This is a genomic window from Amycolatopsis sp. NPDC098790, from assembly GCF_044759945.1.
Classification (GTDB): domain Bacteria; phylum Actinomycetota; class Actinomycetes; order Mycobacteriales; family Pseudonocardiaceae; genus Amycolatopsis.
On record NZ_JBIWAI010000001.1, the window covers coordinates 2,679,135 to 2,693,865 of the forward strand.

Genomic DNA, 14,731 nt, shown 5'->3' on the forward strand with positions numbered 1-14,731 from the left:
TCCGGCACGGTGGTCGCGAACCCACCGAGGGGGAGGAGCCACCGATGTGCTTCGAATGCCAGAACCCGGACAGATCCGGTTACGTGCAACGGCTTCGCGACGGCGTCGCGAAGCGCGGCTGGATGGTGCAAGGAGTCGAGAGCGACGGGTCGTACCCGCCATGGGCCTACACGATCGGCCTGAGCGGGTACGGCCTGCCCGAGCTGGTCGTGACGGGCCTGCCGGTCGAGGCGGCGGCCAAGCTGCTCAATGGCTCGGCTGCACGTTTCCTGGACAGCTCGCCACCCGCTGCGGGAGAACGCCTCCCGATGCCGGGCGGCCCAGTCGAGGTGGTCGCGCTGGCCGAACCGTCGGCGCACCTGGTGTTCGCGGCCGACCTGTACGGCCCGGAAATCCGTGCACTGCAACTGGTCCACGCCGACGCTGGCGGTCGTTGGCCGTGGTCCGCGGACTACCGCGACGGCCGCGGCGGACAGCCGGTCCTGGGGGTGCGTGATGGCGCGTAAGTGCGGGTGTAGGCCGCTGACCAACTGCTTTCCGTCGCCCACGCGGGTCGTCACCGTGCGCCTGCCCGATCCGGGGCCGGTGGTCGAGCCGGTGGTCGAGGTGGATGTGCCGCCCGCGCCCGCGTCCGCGCCTACACCGGAGCCGGAGCCGGTGGTTGAGGTGGACGTTCCGCCCGCACCTGTGGCGGTGGTGGAGGTGGGTGTTCCGCCCGTGCCAGAACCGGCACCCGAGCCGGTCGTCGAGGTGGCTGTGCCGCCCACACCCGCGGCGGAGGACGGGCTGGACGTTCCGCCCGCACCTGAGCCGGTGGTGGGTGTTCCGCCCGCCCCGAAGCCGAAGCCGAAGCCGAAGCCGAAGCCGAAGCCGAAGCCGAAGCCGGAGCCGGAACCCGAGCCGGTCGTCCCAGAGCGCGTGCCGCCCCGGCGGCGGTGGCACGCGCCCGCTCTCCGTACACGTGCGCGGGCCCTCAAGTCCCGGCTGCCGGCGCTTCTTTCACGCGTTGCCCGGCACGGGCGGGGCGTGCCCGTCCCGGAGGCTCGTCCCCGGCGCGAGCCGCTGGACGGCGTCCTCCATGTGTGCCTCGAGCAGGCTCAGCGCCGTGTCCTCGTCCCCGTCGCGAAGCGCCTGGATGAGCTTTGTGTGTTCCTCCACGCGTTCCTCGACCCGCTGGTAGGTGCTCTGCAGGGCGGTGAGGCACATCCGCGTCTCGATGAGGAGGGTCCGGGCCATCCGGACGAGCCGCTTGCTGCCGGAGGCGTTGATGAGCGCCTCGTGGAACCTGAGGTCCGCGGTGGAAAGCGCGCTCGGGTCGTCTTCGCTCGCGGCCGTCGCCATCTCCGTGACGGTGTGCTCGAGGACGTCGGCGATCCGGTCGCGTTCGCCACCGCGCAGGGCGCGCAGCATGGCGGCGCGTTCGATCGCCGAGCGGGCCGCGTAGATGTCGTAGACGTCCCCGGGCTCGAGGTCGATCACGAACAGCCCGCGGTGCCGCTCGCTGCGGAGGAGCCCTTCGGAGACCAGGTGCTGCATCGCTTCCCGCAGTGGCCCCCGTGACACCTGGAACCGGGACGCCAGCTCGGTCTCGCCGAGCTGGGTCCCGGGCGGGAGGGCGCCGGTCATGATCGCGTCGCGCAGCTGGCGCGCGATCACCGCGGCCGTCGACTCGCGGCTGACCGGTTCGATCTCGGGCAGCATGCCCGGCGGCAGGGCCATGTCAGGCGCTCCCGCCCGGCAGTTGCCGGAAGAGCGCGCCGAGCGAGCGGACGAGCCGGTGCCGCCCGGTCAGGCGCAGGCCCTCCCACACCGTGACCTGGTTGGCGGTCAGCACGGGCTTCTTCAGCGCGGCTTCGATGATGTTGATGTCCTGGAGCGTCCGCATCGCGGTGTCCGGCACCAGCACCGCGTCGGCGTCCGGGTGGTCGTTGCGCACGGCGAGCTCGACGACGGCTTCCGAGGTCAGGGCACCGACCTCGGCGGCGGTGATGATGTCCGCGCTGGCCATCGAGACGACCTCGATGCCGCCGGCCTTGAGGAAGTCCACGAACAGCCGGGCGATGTCGTCCGGGTAGCTGGCGGCGACGGCGACCCGTTTGACGTCCAGGGCACGCGCGGCGTGCACGAACGCGAAGGAGGTGCTGGAGGCCGGGACCCCGGCGACGGCGGCGAGGCGGTCGGCCTGGTCGCGCGCGCCGTCCCAGCCGTAGACGAAGCTGCCGCTCGTGCAGGCCCAGATGACGGCGTCCGGCTCGTGCTTCTTGAGCAGAGCGGCACCGTCGGCGAGTCTGCTCTCGCTGCCGAGGTCGAGCAGTTCGGGCACCGCGTGCTTGTCGGTGCCGTAGATGTGCTCGACCGCGAGCCGGATGTCGCCCTCGTCGGCCGCCGCGCCGCCGAGCAGCTGCTCGGCCAGCGGGTAGTCGTCTTCGGCCGCGTGGTCGGGGTAGATGAAACCGATGGTGGTCACGGAACCTCCGGAGAGACGCAAATTGTCGACAATCCTAGAGGGGTGGTCAAGGAATACCTTCACGACACGTCACGAAGCCACTTCCCGGGTCCGACGATGGGCAGGTTCATCCGGCGCAGGCACGCCCACATGGTCAGCTGGTTGGCCGTCAGCACCGGCTTGCCGAGCGCGGTTTCCAAGGGCTCGATCAGGTCGTACGTGGGGAGGTTGGTGCAGCTGACGAAGATCGCTTCGGCGTCGCCGTGGTCGGCGGCGAGGATGCGCTCGGCGATGGTGCGGTAGCTGACCTTCCAGATGCCGCCGCCCAGGCCGAGGTGGTCGCTGGCGACGGTCTCGACGTTGAGCTCGGCGAGGAAGTCGTGCAGCGCGACGGTCAGGTCGGCGTCGTACGGCGTCAGCACCGAGACGCGGTGCAGGTCGAGCTGGTGCAGCACCTCGGCCAGCGCGCCCGAGGTGGTGACGGCGTCCGGCGCGCCGGCGTCACAGATCGCCTTGGTCAGCGAACGTTCGTAGTCGACGCCGTTGACGAAGCTGCCCGACGTGCAGAGGTACGCGACGACCTCGGGCTCGACGTGCAGCACGTCGCGCGTCGCGCTGGCCAGGTGGTGGCTGTCGCTGACGAGCCGGGCCATCTCCATGCTGACCGGCACCGGCTCGTAGGGCGTCCGGGCGAGGTGGAGGGACACCTCCATCGGCACCCAGCGCCAGAGCTCGCGTTCCAGCGCGAGGTCGAAGGGCGCGATCACCCCGATGCCGCGTTGCGCCAGCGGGCCGTCGAACGCCAGGAAGTCGAAATCCAAGGCTCAGCCTCCGGAATACGTCTGCACTTGATGACACGTCCGGTGCTCCGGGGGTCGTTCCTCGGATTGTTGACAATCATACGAGCCGCTTTTACCGTGTCAACGTGATCGCCTCGGAAAACCAGGAAGCTCCGGTCCTGGCGGTGCTCTGCGGCGAGCACCGTCCACCGGACATGCGTGCTGTCGAATCCGGGGCGGTCGTGCGTTACACGGATGCGGCGGGCCTTGCCGAGGCGCTGTCCGGAGCCGACGCGCTCTTCGTCTACGACTTCCTCTCCACGGCCGTGCCGGGTGCGTGGCACGCGGCCGATCGCCTGCGCTGGCTGCACATCGCGAGCGCGGGCGTCGACCCGGTGCTGTTCCCCGGACTGGTCGAGAGCGACGTCGTCCTGACCAATTCGCGGGGCGTCTTCGACGACGCCATCGCCGAGTACGTGCTCGGCGTCGTCCTGGCCTTCGCGAAGGACTTCGCGCGGTCGCACGACCTGCAGCGCGAGGGCCGCTGGCGGCACCGCGAGACCGAGCGGATCGCCGGGCGCGAGGTGGTGGTCGTCGGCACCGGGCCGATCGGCCGGGCCATCGCGCGGCTGCTGCGCGCGGCCGGGATGCGGGTGCGCGGCGCCGGGCGTCGCGAGCGCACGGGCGATCCCGACTTCGGTGTGGTGCACGAGTCCTCGCGGCTCGCGGAGTTCCTGCCGCACGCCGACTACGTCGTCGCCGTCGCGCCGCTGACCGAGCACACCAAGGGCATGTTCGACGCGCGCGCGTTCGCCGCGATGAAACCGTCGGCGCGGTTCGTGAACGTCGGCCGCGGCGAGCTGGTCGTCACGTCCGACCTGGTCGCGGCGCTCGAAAGCAAGGCCATCGCCGGCGCCGCGCTCGACGTGTTCGACACCGAGCCCCTGCCGCCGGACAGTCCGCTTTGGACCATGCCGGACGTGCTGGTCTCACCGCACATGTCCGGCGACTTCATCGGCTGGCGGAACACGCTGGTCGAAGTCTTCACCGAGAACTTCCGCCGCTGGCAGGCTGGGGAGCCGCTGCGCAACGTCGTCGACAAGACGCTCGGCTACGTGCCGTCGGGGAACCAGGGAGCCGGATGAACGACAGGATGCTGACCGCCAGCGAGCTCGTCGCCGCCTACGCGACCGGTGAGCTATCACCGATAGAGGCGACGCAGAACGCACTGCAGGCCATCGAAGCCCGCGACGGCGACTGCAACGCGTACTGCCTCGTCGACGCCGACCGGGCGCTGGAGCAGGCCAAGGCGTCGGAGGTCCGCTGGCGGGACGGCAATCCCATCGGCTGGCTCGACGGCGTGCCGTCCTCGATCAAGGACATGTTCCTGACCCAGGGGTGGCCGACCGTCCGCGGCTCGAAGAGCATCAGCCCGGACCAGCCGTGGGACGTCGACAGTCCCGTCGCCGCGCGAATGCGCGAGGCCGGGCTGGTCTTACTCGGTAAGACGACCACGCCCGAGATCGCGTGGAAGGGCGTCACCGACAGCCCATTGCAGGGCATCACGCGCAACCCCGCCGACCCGTCGAAGACGGCGGGCGGGTCGAGCGGCGGCAGCGCCGCGGCCGTCGCGGCGGGGATGGGCGAGCTGTCCGTCGGCACCGACGGCGGCGGCTCGGTGCGGATCCCGGCGTCGTTCTGCGGGATCGTCGGGATGAAACCGACGCACGGCCGCATCCCGCTCTACCCGGCGAGCCCGTTCGGCCCGCTCTCGCACGCCGGCCCGATGGCGCGCTCGGTGGACGACACCGCGCTGCTGCTGGACGTCCTGTCGCTGCCCGACCACCGCGACCCGGCCGCGCTGGCGCCGCCGGTGGCGTCGTTCCGCGAGGCCGTCCGGCGGGACGTGCGCGGCCTGATCGCCGCGTTCTCGCCGACGCTCGGGTACGTCGACGTCGACCCGGAGGTGGCCGAGGTCGTCGCGGCGGCGGTGCGCGCACTGGGCGACGCGGGCCTGCGCATCGAGGAGACCGACCCCGGGTTCGCCGACCCGAAGCCGGCGTTCGACATCCTGTGGTCGTCGGGCGCGGCGAAGCTGCTCGGCACGTTCCCGCCGGGGTCGGAAGAGCGGACGGACCCGGGGCTGCGCAAGGTCTGGGAGCTCGGCGGGAAGTGGAGCGCGAGCGACTACCTCGACGCGACTGCCGAGCGCGCCGCGCTGGGCATCCTGATGGGCGAGTTCCACACGCGCTACGACGTGCTGATCACGCCGACGGTCCCGATCCCGGCGTTCGAAGCGGGACACGACGTGCCGCCGGGCAGCGGGCTGAGCGAGTGGCCGGAGTGGACGCCGTTCACGTACCCGTTCAACATGACCCAGCAGCCGGCGATCAGCGTCCCGGCCGGTCGCACGTCAGCGGGCTTGCCGGTCGGCCTGCAGATCGTCGGGCCGCGGCATTCGGACGACCTCGTGCTCGCGGTGGCGAAGCTCCTGGAGGAAGTCCGGCCCTGGGCGCCGGCCTGACCACACGTGAGGGTGAAACCCGTGCCGGGGCGGCGAAGGCTGTGCCAACCTCGGCCGGGTGAAGGCTGAAGGCTGGCGGTACGAGCGCGTCATCCCGACCGTCGACCCGGCGGGTGAACCGACCCGGCTGGTGGTGGGCCTGATCGAGCAGGGCGACCGGCTGACGGCGGCCCTCCGGGTGGACGACGGCAAACCGGCGCTGGTCCCCCTGGAGACGGGCGGCGAGCTGTTGAAGGTGCTGCGGGAGACGCTGGAGAGCTGGTGGCGCCTGGACGGCCACCGCGACCGGACCCCGGAATTCCGGGTGGGTCGGTGAACCCGGGCGCGGGCTCAGCCGAGGTCGTACTCGGCGAGTCCTCGACGCCCTGCCTCCGTCACGCGCAACGCGCGTCCGCCCGGCCGGCGGCGTAGCCACCCTTCGTCGAGCAACGCCGTCAGCAACGCGGACCCCAAGACCCCCGCGAGGTGCGCGGTCCCGTGCGACCAGTCGAGACACGCGCGCACCGGCGGTCCGGCGCCGCGCAGCTCCATGATCCCGAGCGCCGTCAGCAGCGGGTGGTCGAGGGTGCGCACCTCGCCGGTCTCGCCGGGGGCCAGCTCGCCGACCACGCCGTCCTTGCGCAGCAGTTCCGCCAGATCGATGCCCAGCCGGCCGGCCAGGTGCCCGTAGCACGCCCGGGCTCGCAGCAACGGTCCCGACGGCGGTTCGGGCTGGAGCCGGGACGGCAGCCGGGGCGGGGCGAGCGCCGCCAGTGCTTCCACGAGCTGGGCCACCTCCGGTCCCGCGAGGCGTGCAACCGCCGTCGCCCCGCGTCGGTCGCGACGACCAGGCCCGCGTCGCACAGGCGGCGCAGGTGCGTGCTCGCCGTGGAGGGTGCGACTCCGGCGACCGTGGCCAGCGCGCGGGCGGAATGCGCGCCGCCGTCCATCAGCTGCAGGAGCATCGCCGCCCGGGCCGGTTCGCCGATCGCCTGGGCGACCGCGGCGATGTCGGGCTCGGCGACCATGCCGGCAGCCTAACCGTTCGCTCCGGATCGAAGTGTTTCTGTGGCACCCTGCGGCCATGACCAGCGATCGCTACTTCGAGGACTACGTCCCCGGCGTCACCCACGACTGCGGCAGCGTCGAGGTGACCGAGGCCGACGTCCTCGGCTTCGCCCGCCGCTACGACCCGCAGAGCTTCCACGTCGACGCCGCCGCCGCGGCGGACGGGCCCTTCGGCGGGCTGATCGCCAGCGGCTGGCACACCGCGAGCCTGATGATGCGCCTCTTCGCCGACCACTACCTGTCCGCCGTGTCCAGCTTGGGCAGCCCGGGCGTCGACGAGCTGCGCTGGCCACGGCCGGTGCGGCCCGGGTCGGTGCTGCGGCTGCGGGCCACCGTCACCGAGGCCCGGCTCTCGCGGTCGAAGCCGGACCGGGGGCTGGTGCGCACGCACGTCGAGCTCGTCGACGCCGGGGACGACGTCGTCTTCAGCGCCAGCTTGCTGAACCTCATCCTGGTGCGCCCGGGCTGACCGGCGCGTGGCGGACCAGCCCGCGGATCTGCGGGTTGAGCAGGACGACCGCCGTCGCGGCGACGACCAGCGCCGCGGCGCCGACCAGCGTGGCCGACCGGCCGGCGTGTTCGGCGAGCGGGCCGGCGGCGATCTGGCCGAGCGGCATCGCGACGAACGAGCCCAGCATGTCGTAGGAGTAGACGCGGGCGAGCTTCTCCGGCGGCACGTTCTCCTGCAGCGAGACGTCCCACGCCACCGCGAACTGCTCGATCGCGACGCCCGACAGGAACATCGCGAACAGCAGCGGCAGGACGTACGGCGTAAGGCCGAGCGCCAGCATCGGCAGGGCGTCGACCACCACCAGTGCGACGCCGATCAGCAGCATCCGGCGGGGTTGCCAGCGTGCCGCGACGACACCGCCGAGCAGCGACCCGGCGGTCTGCACCGCCAGCGCGAGGCCCCAGCCGGTGCGGCCGAACGTGTCGTCGGCGACCAGCGGCCCGATCACCAGTAGAGCGCCCGCGTTGACCGCGTTGACGATCATGAACTGCAGCACGACCAGCCACACCCACGACCGGGAGCGGAACTCGCGCCAGCCTTCGGCGAGCTCGGCGAGCGGGCGGCTGCCGGGGATCCGTTCGCCACGCGGCAGGTGGATGCGGCGGTAGGAGACGGCGGCCGCGAGGAACAGGACGGCGTTGCCGGCGAGCGCCCACCCGGAGCCGGCGAAGGCGACGAGGACGCCGGCGAGGCCCGCGCCGGCGATGCGGCCGGCGTTGGAGAGCAGCCGGACCAGCGCGTTCGCCTGGGCGAGCAGCGGCGCGGGCACGGTCAACGGCGTGAGCGACGCGGCCGCGGGCAGCGAGATGGCCGAGACGGCGCCGTTGACCAGGCTGAGCCCGACCAGCAGCGGGATCGAGGCGAATCCACAGAGGACACTGGCGGCGATGGCGGCCTGCGTGAGCGCGGCGGCGGTCTCGGTGCCCTGCAGGATGACCGACCGCGGCAACCGGTCGGCGAGCATCCCGCCGAAGAGCACGAGCAGCACGTTGGCGATCGACCGTGCTCCGACGACGATCCCGAGGTCGACGGCCGAACCGGTCAGATCGACGACGGCGAAGGCGAGCGCGAAGGGAGCGACGGCGTTGGCGAAGTCGGCGAAGGTCCGCCCGGTGACGAGCGCGCGGAACCGGGCTTCGCGAAGCGGGGCGAGCAGGGAGGTGTTCATCTGGATTCCCCCAGTTCGAAGAGTGCCACACTCGCGCTGACCCGGACCGTCCCCGGCGTTCGCGGTGGCTGGGCCGCCGCGTGGAGTTCCTGGCTCAGCGCCGAGGCTTGCTCCAGCACCCGCGCCCACACGGCCGGGTCCACCCACAGCTCCGCGTCCGTCAGCGAGGCACGACGGTCCGGGGCGCGCTGTCCGGCGCGCCGGAGCAGCTCCGTCGCGATCGCCTGCGTCAGCATCTGGTTCTCTATCGGTGATCGGGTGGTCAGGCGGCGCCCCGAGTCCGGGTCGTGGCGGTAGCGCTTCGCCCGGCCGCCGCGGATCGTCACCTCCTCGGCCACCTCCAGCAGGCCCGCTTCGTGCAGACGACGGATGTGGTAGCTGATGTTCGCCTGCGTGTCGTCCAGCTCGCGCGCCGCTTCGGCCGCACTCAGGGCGGTCCCCGTCAACAGCGACAGGATCCGCATGCGGAGCGGGTGCGCCAGAACGCGCAGGTTGTCGTGGGGCATGACGTCAGTCTGGCATGACCGTCAAAGAGTTATTTGGGGGTTCTGGGAGTCGCGGTCAGAGCACGTACGACGTGCCGTCCGGGGGCAGCTGGGCGCCGGCCGCCAGGACGGCGGCGTGCTCGGGTGACGCCGGGTCCAGCACCGGGTTCGTGTTGTTGAGGTGCGTGTACGCCCAGCGCCGCCCCGCGATCCGCGGCAGGCTCGCCGTGATCGGCAGGTGCCCCATCGCGAGCTGGTCCGGCCCGCCGACCCCCGCCATCTCGTCCGGCGCGTAGAAGGTTCCGTCGAGCAGAACCAGTGACGCACCGTCCACAAAGGAATCAAATCCGGCCGGCCAGCTCTTCAGGCACGGTGCGTAGACCAGGACACCGCCGGTCGCGAGGTCCGTGATCCGGTAGGCGACCACCCACGGACCGTCCCCGGCGGCCGCGTACTTCGGCTTCTTGTCGCTCACCGGCAGCACGTCGACGTGCAGCCCGGGCAGGTCCGAGAGTGACGTCCAGCCGCCGTAGCCGTCGGCTATCGAGCGGAACGGCGCCAGCGCGCGCCATACAGCGTAAGGTGCCCGCACCGGCAGCCCACCGGCCTCACGCAGCATCAGCAAGCCCAGCGAGTGGTCGAGTTCGGCGTCGGTGAGCAGTACCCCGCGCAGCGGGATCTCCCGCGGGCCCGGGCCGGCCCGCAGCTCCGGCGTCCCGAGGATCTGTGCGCGGATGTCCGGGGAGCAGTTGAGCAGGTACCAGCCGGCGCCGTCCGCGCTGATCGCGACGCAGTCCTGCGAGCGCGGCGGCAGCCCGGACGTGCACAGGCGGCACGCGCAGTTCCACTGTGGACACCCGCCGCCCGCCGCGGTGCCGAGCAGGATCACCTTCACCGGCGCATCACCAGATCGGCGGCCGGAGGCTGCGACAGCACGAGGTCGACCACCGGACGCTCTGGAGACCGCGAGCACACCGGGTCCGTCGCCGCCGCGTCGCCGGTGAGCAGGAACGCCTGGCAGCGACAGCCGCCGAAGTCGAGCCCGCGGCGGTCGCACGTGCGGCACGGCTCCGACATCCAGTCCTCGCCGCGGTAGGCGTTGAACGACTCGGACCGGTACCAGATCTCGGCCAAGGGCGTGTCCCGGACGGAGGAAAGCCGCAGCGTCGAAATCGCCGACGCCGCCGGGCACGGCAGCACCGTCCCGTCCGGCGCGACGGTCAGCTGCCGTGCGCCCCACCCGTACATGCACGGTTTCGGGTACGGCTCGTAGTAGTCGGCGACGACGTAGACGATCTCCATCGTGCCCCGCAACCGCGAAACCGCCGCACGCACGATCGGTTCCGCCGCCGCGAGCTGCTCGGGAGTCGGCATCAGCGCCGCCCGGTTGCGCAGCGCCCAGCCGTAGTACTGGGTGTTCGCCAGCTCGAGCCGGTCCGCGCCCATCCGCTCGGCCAGCTCGATGATCCCGGCCAGCTGGTCGTGGTTGCGGCGGTGCAGCACGACGTTCAGCGACAGCGGCAGCCCGGCCGACTTCACCGAGGCGGCCGCGGCGAGCTTGTGGTCGAACGCCCGCGCGCCGGCCAGCAGGTCGGACCGCTCCCGCGTCGCACCCTGCGCCGACAGCTGGACGTGCGCCAGCCCCCGCGAGACGAGGTCGTCGAGCCGGGCGGCGGTGAGCCCGAGCCCGGAGGTGACGAGGTTGACGTAGCAGCCGAGCGAACTCGCGTGTGCCACCAGCTCGGGCAGGTCCGGCCGGGCCAGCGGCTCGCCGCCGGACAGGTGCACCTGCAGCACGCCCAGTTCGCGCGCTTGCGAGAGCACCGAAATCCAGTCCGCTGTGGACAGTTCGGCGTCGCGGGTGACCAGTTCCACCGGGTTCGAGCAATAGGGACAGTGCAGCGGGCAGCGGTGGGTCAGCTCGGCCAGCAGCCCGAGCGGCGGGTTCACGTCCACGCGACCACCCGCCTTTCGCCCAGCCGGGCCAGCACGTCGAGGACGTCCTGCTCCCGGACCCCGGTGAAGCGGGTGCCCAGCACCGAGGCGATGTCGGTGACGGTCCGGGCACCGTCGCAGAGTTCGAGGACCGCCGCCGCGGTGGTGTTCGGCACCAGCACGCCTTCGGGGAACAGCAGCACGTGCGTCTCCCGGACGTGGTCGAAGGACAGCCGGACACCGCGCCGGAGCTGCGGGACCGAGCCTGCGGTGATCACCGCGCCGCCCGTTCGACCGCGTCGAGCATCGACCACAGGACGTCGCACTTGAACGACAGCGCGGCGATCGCGCGGTCCTGCTGCTCCCGCGTGACGCAGTGGCGGACCACGATGTCGAGCGTGTCCTTGCCCTCGCCGGAGACCTTGTCGATGCGGTTGGTGAAATACGCGAGGTCTTCGGGCGCGATAAAGGAGTAGTGCGCGAGCATGTCCGCGACGCGCTGCTGCATCAGGTGCCCGGCGAACATCTCGGTGAGCCCGGACGCAACGGCCTCCCACCACGGCTTCGTCCGCGCGAGCGTCACGTAGGCGTCGACGGCGAACCGGACGCCGGGAGCGACGTGCCGCTCGTCGAGCACCTCGTCCCGGTCCAGGCCGACCGCCTCGCACAGCCGCAGCCACCGCTCGATCCCGCCGGCGCCGGCGTGCGCTCCGTCGTGGTAAACGATCCGGTCGAGCCACTGGCGCCGGATCTCCGGCAGCGGGCAGTTGCTGATGATCGCCGCGTCCTTCTGCGGCAGCATGCTCTGGTAGTACCAGCGGTTGGCCGCCCAGGTCCGCAGCCCGTGCGCGTCGAGCTCGCCCGCGTGCAGCCGGTGGTGGAACGGGTGCGTGCCCCAGTAGCGGGCCGAAAGCCCGCGCAGGGCCGCGATGAATGCGCTTTCCGCGAGCGGCTCGACGGGCACCGGTCAGTCCGCCATGCGGGCCGCGTAGGCGGTGACCTCCATGGGGGTTTCGTACTCGACGAAGTCGGGAGTCGTCCACACCTCAACGGATTCGGTCATTTCCTGCTCCTCTCCGGGACTGATCGCCGCCACCCTAGGAGCGTGTGGACGCGACTGACCAGCCGGTTCGGAAAGATTCCTTCCGATGGGGGAGCGGGCGTGTCGGTGAGCGGGTTACCTTACCGCAGCTTCGAGTTCCACCAAGGCTGTGTCGAGGTGTGTCAGGATCCGCTGCAGGTGCGGAACGCTGCGGCGGCACCCGGTGACGCCGAAGTCGAGGTGGTCGCCGTTGCTGGTCAGCGTGATGTTGACGGCCTGGCCGTCGAGCAGCACCGACGCCGGGTAGATGCCGTCGAGCTGCGCGCCGTTCCAGTACATCTGCTTGCGCGGCCCCGGCACGTTCGAGATCACCAGGTTGAACGGCGGCCGCGTGTTGTTCACGATCCCCGGGATCGGCGAAACGCCGAGCTGTGCGACGTTGACCGCCGACAACAGCAGCGTCTGCAACGGCGTCAGCTCCGAGAACAGCCGCTTGCCGTTGCGCATCGACTGGTGGATCGTCACGAGCCGCTTGCCCGCGTCGGGCAGGTCGGTGGCGAGGTTGCACAGCAGTGCGCCGATGTTGTTGCCGGCCGCTTCGCCCGGGTCGTTCTGCCGGCGCAGCGACACCGGCACCATCGCGATCAGCGGCGCGTCCGGCAGCGCGCGCTGCTCGATGAGGTAGTCCCGCAGCGCGCCCGAACACATCGCGAGCACGACGTCGTTGCGCGACACCCCGGCCGCCGTCGCGACCTGCCGGACGCGGTCGAGCGACCACGACTGCGCCGCGAACCGCCGCGCGCCGCCGATCGGCACGTTCAGCATCGTCCGCGGCGCCTGCCCGGGCAGCGTCAACGTGTGTTCACCGAACGCTTCGCGCGCGACCTTCATCGCGGCCGGCGCCAGGCTCGCGAGCTGGTTGGCGGTCTTGCTCGCGGTCTGCAGGAACGAGCGAGGACGCTTGACGCGGCCTTCGCCCGCCTTGCGCCGGCTGCCCCACCACGGCGGGCAGTCGAGATCCGCGGGGTCGTCCGAGAGCGTGCCCTGCAGCTGGCGCAGCGCCGATACACCGTCCATCAGCGCGTGGTGGACCTTGGTGTAGACGGCGAACCGGCCGTCGGCGAGCCCCTCGATGAGGTGCGTCTCCCAGAGCGGGCGGTGCCGGTCGAGCAGGGTGCTGTGCCAGCGGGACGTCAGTTCGAGCAGTTCGCGGATGCGGCCCGGCGACGGCAGCGCGGAGTGCCGGAAGTGGTAGTCGAGCTCGAGGTCGGTCTCCGCGCGCCAGGCCACGTGCCCCATCGTGTTGACGGGCCGGGCCGGGCGGCGCCGGAACACCGAGCGCATGTTGTCCGATTCGAGCAGGTTCTTGCGGATGTCGCGCAGGTACTCGGGTCCGGCGCCATCGGGTTTCTTGAACAGCTGCAGGCCGCCCACGTGCATCGGATGCTCGCGCGTTTCGACGAGGAGGAACATCGAGTCGGTCACGGGCATCATCGCCATGGGACATCACCTTCCGCACTCGGCACGCCGACTCTACGCGCTCGGCGGCCGCCGGTGGATCACGTTCTACATTGGCGAGTATGACCGTCGCCGGCGCCCGGGAAACGTCGTTGCCACCGATGGCCGAGTGCGTCGTGATCGGCGGCGGTGTGATCGGCGTGAGCTGCGCGTTCCGCTTGGCGGAAGCCGGCGTCGACGTCCTGCTGCTGGAACGCGGCGGGCTGGGCGAAGGCTCGACGGCGAAGGCCGCGGGCGGGATCCGGTCGTCGTTCACCAGCCGCGTGAACGTCGAGCTGGGACTCCGCGGGCTCGAGGGATACAGCGCTTTCTCGGAGCGGTTCGGCACGCAGATCGACTTCCGCCGCGACGGTTACCTGTACCTGCTCACCGATCCGGCGGACGTCACCGCGATCGGGCAGTGCGCGGAGCTGCAACGCGAGTACGGCGTCCGCAGCCACCTGCTCGATCCGGCGGAAGCGCGAGATGTTCTACCACTGATAGAGACGGACGGGATCGTCGCCGCACTGTGGTCCCCGGACGATGCGAAGGCGACGCCGGACGCGGTCGTCCGCGGGTACGCGCGTGCGGCGCGGGCGTGCGGAGCGACGCTGCGCACCGGCGTCGAGGTGACGGGCATCGAGCGCGACGGCGACACGTTGACCGGCGTTGATACGACCGAGGGGTTCGTCCGGACCGGCGCGGTCGTGTGCGCGGCGGGCGCGTGGTCCGGACGCATCGGGGAGCTGGCCGGACTGGATCTCCCGGTGCGGCCGTTCCGGCGGCAGGTCGTGTTCACCGGCCCGGTGCCCGGGCTGCCGGAGCGCGTCCCGCTGACCATCGAGCTGCCGTCGGCGTTCTACTTCCACCGCGAAGGCGCGGGTCTGGCGATGTCGTTCTCCGAGGACGACGGCTTCCCGGGGTTCGACGGCCACTACGAAGCGGGCGAGTGGCTGCCGCGGCTGGCCGGACTCGCGGGGCGCCGGATTCCGGCCGTGCTCGACGCCGGCGTCCGGACGGCGTGGGCCGGCCTGTACGAAATGACGCCGGACCGCAACCAGATCATCGGGGAAAGCGTCCTGCTGTCACGGTTCTTCTACGCGACCGGCTTTTCGGGCCACGGCTTCCAGATGGCCCCGGCGACCGGCGAGCTGATCCGGGACCTCTACCTGGGCAGACCGGCTTCGGTGGACATCACCGAGCTGGACGTCCGGCGCTTCGGCCGCGCCGATACCGCACCGGCGGAGCGGCACATCGTCTAGGGGCTGATTGCCAGATCGTTGAACGATCTGGCAGT

At 71.5% G+C, this 14,731-nt stretch carries 18 protein-coding genes and 1 pseudogene; 6 read left to right on the forward strand and 13 right to left on the reverse strand.

Going from position 1 to position 14,731, the window contains the following annotated elements; translation table 11 throughout:
• Positions 1–44 precede the first annotated feature (44 nt).
• Positions 45–506, forward strand: coding sequence for a DUF4262 domain-containing protein (locus ACIQWX_RS13290; protein WP_400868997.1), 462 nt, complete (start codon positions 45–47; stop codon positions 504–506).
• Between the two features lie 493 nt (positions 507–999).
• On the opposite strand, the gene ACIQWX_RS13295 is transcribed toward ACIQWX_RS13290, so the two are convergent.
• Genes ACIQWX_RS13295 through ACIQWX_RS13305 form a run of 3 tightly spaced genes read right to left on the reverse strand, consistent with a single transcriptional unit; the run spans position 1,000 to position 3,267 of the window.
• Positions 1,000–1,719, reverse strand: coding sequence for a GntR family transcriptional regulator (locus tag ACIQWX_RS13295; RefSeq protein ID WP_400868999.1), 720 nt, complete (start codon positions 1,717–1,719; stop codon positions 1,000–1,002).
• A gap of 1 nt (position 1,720) precedes the next feature.
• Positions 1,721–2,467 carry a maleate cis-trans isomerase gene (locus ACIQWX_RS13300; protein WP_400869001.1) on the reverse strand — a complete coding sequence of 249 codons (747 nt, stop codon included), beginning with the start codon at positions 2,465–2,467 and terminating at the stop codon, positions 1,721–1,723.
• A gap of 59 nt (positions 2,468–2,526) precedes the next feature.
• A complete protein-coding gene (locus ACIQWX_RS13305; protein ID WP_400869003.1) occupies positions 2,527–3,267 on the reverse strand; it encodes an Asp/Glu/hydantoin racemase in 741 nt (246 codons plus the stop codon).
• A 104-nt stretch (positions 3,268–3,371) separates the two neighbouring features.
• Between ACIQWX_RS13305 and ACIQWX_RS13310 the strand changes: the two genes are divergently transcribed.
• Genes ACIQWX_RS13310 through ACIQWX_RS13320 form a run of 3 tightly spaced genes read left to right on the forward strand, consistent with a single transcriptional unit; the run spans position 3,372 to position 6,065 of the window.
• Positions 3,372–4,370, forward strand: a complete 999-nt coding sequence (locus ACIQWX_RS13310) for a D-2-hydroxyacid dehydrogenase (protein WP_400869005.1) — start codon at positions 3,372–3,374, stop codon at positions 4,368–4,370.
• Positions 4,367–5,749: an amidase gene (locus ACIQWX_RS13315; protein ID WP_400869007.1), complete on the forward strand. Its 1,383-nt coding sequence runs from the start codon at positions 4,367–4,369 to the stop codon at positions 5,747–5,749. Before ACIQWX_RS13310 ends, ACIQWX_RS13315 begins: the two co-directional genes overlap by 4 nt.
• Before the next feature lie 58 nt (positions 5,750–5,807).
• Positions 5,808–6,065 carry a hypothetical protein gene (locus ACIQWX_RS13320; RefSeq protein WP_400869009.1) on the forward strand — a complete coding sequence of 86 codons (258 nt, stop codon included), beginning with the start codon at positions 5,808–5,810 and terminating at the stop codon, positions 6,063–6,065.
• 14 nt (positions 6,066–6,079) lie between these two features.
• Here ACIQWX_RS13320 and ACIQWX_RS13325 read toward each other — a convergent pair whose 3' ends face one another.
• Positions 6,080–6,523, reverse strand: coding sequence for a hypothetical protein (locus tag ACIQWX_RS13325; protein WP_400869610.1), 444 nt, complete (start codon positions 6,521–6,523; stop codon positions 6,080–6,082).
• Between the two features lie 38 nt (positions 6,524–6,561).
• Positions 6,562–6,756, reverse strand: a pseudogene (locus ACIQWX_RS13330) (ArsR/SmtB family transcription factor); the annotation flags it as partial.
• Between the two features lie 56 nt (positions 6,757–6,812).
• On the opposite strand from ACIQWX_RS13330, the gene ACIQWX_RS13335 reads away from it, so the two are divergent.
• Complete coding sequence (locus ACIQWX_RS13335) at positions 6,813–7,265, forward strand: MaoC family dehydratase (RefSeq protein WP_400869011.1); 453 nt, start codon at positions 6,813–6,815, stop codon at positions 7,263–7,265.
• Here the strand turns inward: ACIQWX_RS13335 and ACIQWX_RS13340 are convergent.
• The 8 genes from ACIQWX_RS13340 to ACIQWX_RS13375 form a co-directional block, all read right to left on the reverse strand.
• Positions 7,243–8,475: an MFS transporter gene (locus ACIQWX_RS13340; RefSeq protein ID WP_400869013.1), complete on the reverse strand. Its 1,233-nt coding sequence runs from the start codon at positions 8,473–8,475 to the stop codon at positions 7,243–7,245. The genes ACIQWX_RS13335 and ACIQWX_RS13340 overlap by 23 nt on opposite strands.
• Entirely contained in the window at positions 8,472–8,981 is a 510-nt protein-coding gene (locus ACIQWX_RS13345; protein WP_400869015.1) for an ArsR/SmtB family transcription factor, read from the reverse strand. Before ACIQWX_RS13345 ends, ACIQWX_RS13340 begins: the two co-directional genes overlap by 4 nt.
• Before the next feature lie 55 nt (positions 8,982–9,036).
• Positions 9,037–9,855, reverse strand: coding sequence for a pyrroloquinoline quinone biosynthesis protein PqqB (gene pqqB / locus ACIQWX_RS13350; protein WP_400869017.1), 819 nt, complete (start codon positions 9,853–9,855; stop codon positions 9,037–9,039).
• Positions 9,852–10,916, reverse strand: a complete 1,065-nt coding sequence (gene pqqE, locus ACIQWX_RS13355) for a pyrroloquinoline quinone biosynthesis protein PqqE (protein ID WP_400869019.1) — start codon at positions 10,914–10,916, stop codon at positions 9,852–9,854. Before pqqE ends, pqqB begins: the two co-directional genes overlap by 4 nt.
• Positions 10,907–11,173, reverse strand: coding sequence for a pyrroloquinoline quinone biosynthesis peptide chaperone PqqD (gene pqqD / locus ACIQWX_RS13360; RefSeq protein ID WP_400869021.1), 267 nt, complete (start codon positions 11,171–11,173; stop codon positions 10,907–10,909). Before pqqD ends, pqqE begins: the two co-directional genes overlap by 10 nt.
• Positions 11,170–11,859 (reverse strand): pyrroloquinoline-quinone synthase PqqC, encoded by a 690-nt coding sequence (gene pqqC / locus ACIQWX_RS13365; protein WP_400869023.1) that lies wholly within the window; start codon positions 11,857–11,859, stop codon positions 11,170–11,172. The genes pqqD and pqqC overlap by 4 nt, the downstream gene beginning before the upstream one ends.
• A 3-nt stretch (positions 11,860–11,862) precedes the next feature.
• Positions 11,863–11,958, reverse strand: a complete 96-nt coding sequence (gene pqqA / locus ACIQWX_RS13370) for a pyrroloquinoline quinone precursor peptide PqqA (protein WP_086670354.1) — start codon at positions 11,956–11,958, stop codon at positions 11,863–11,865.
• A 114-nt stretch (positions 11,959–12,072) separates the two neighbouring features.
• Positions 12,073–13,437, reverse strand: a complete 1,365-nt coding sequence (locus ACIQWX_RS13375) for a wax ester/triacylglycerol synthase family O-acyltransferase (protein ID WP_400869026.1) — start codon at positions 13,435–13,437, stop codon at positions 12,073–12,075.
• 80 nt (positions 13,438–13,517) lie between these two features.
• On the opposite strand from ACIQWX_RS13375, the gene ACIQWX_RS13380 reads away from it, so the two are divergent.
• Positions 13,518–14,696 (forward strand): NAD(P)/FAD-dependent oxidoreductase, encoded by a 1,179-nt coding sequence (locus ACIQWX_RS13380; protein ID WP_400869028.1) that lies wholly within the window; start codon positions 13,518–13,520, stop codon positions 14,694–14,696.
• The last annotated feature ends 35 nt before the right edge of the window (positions 14,697–14,731 follow it).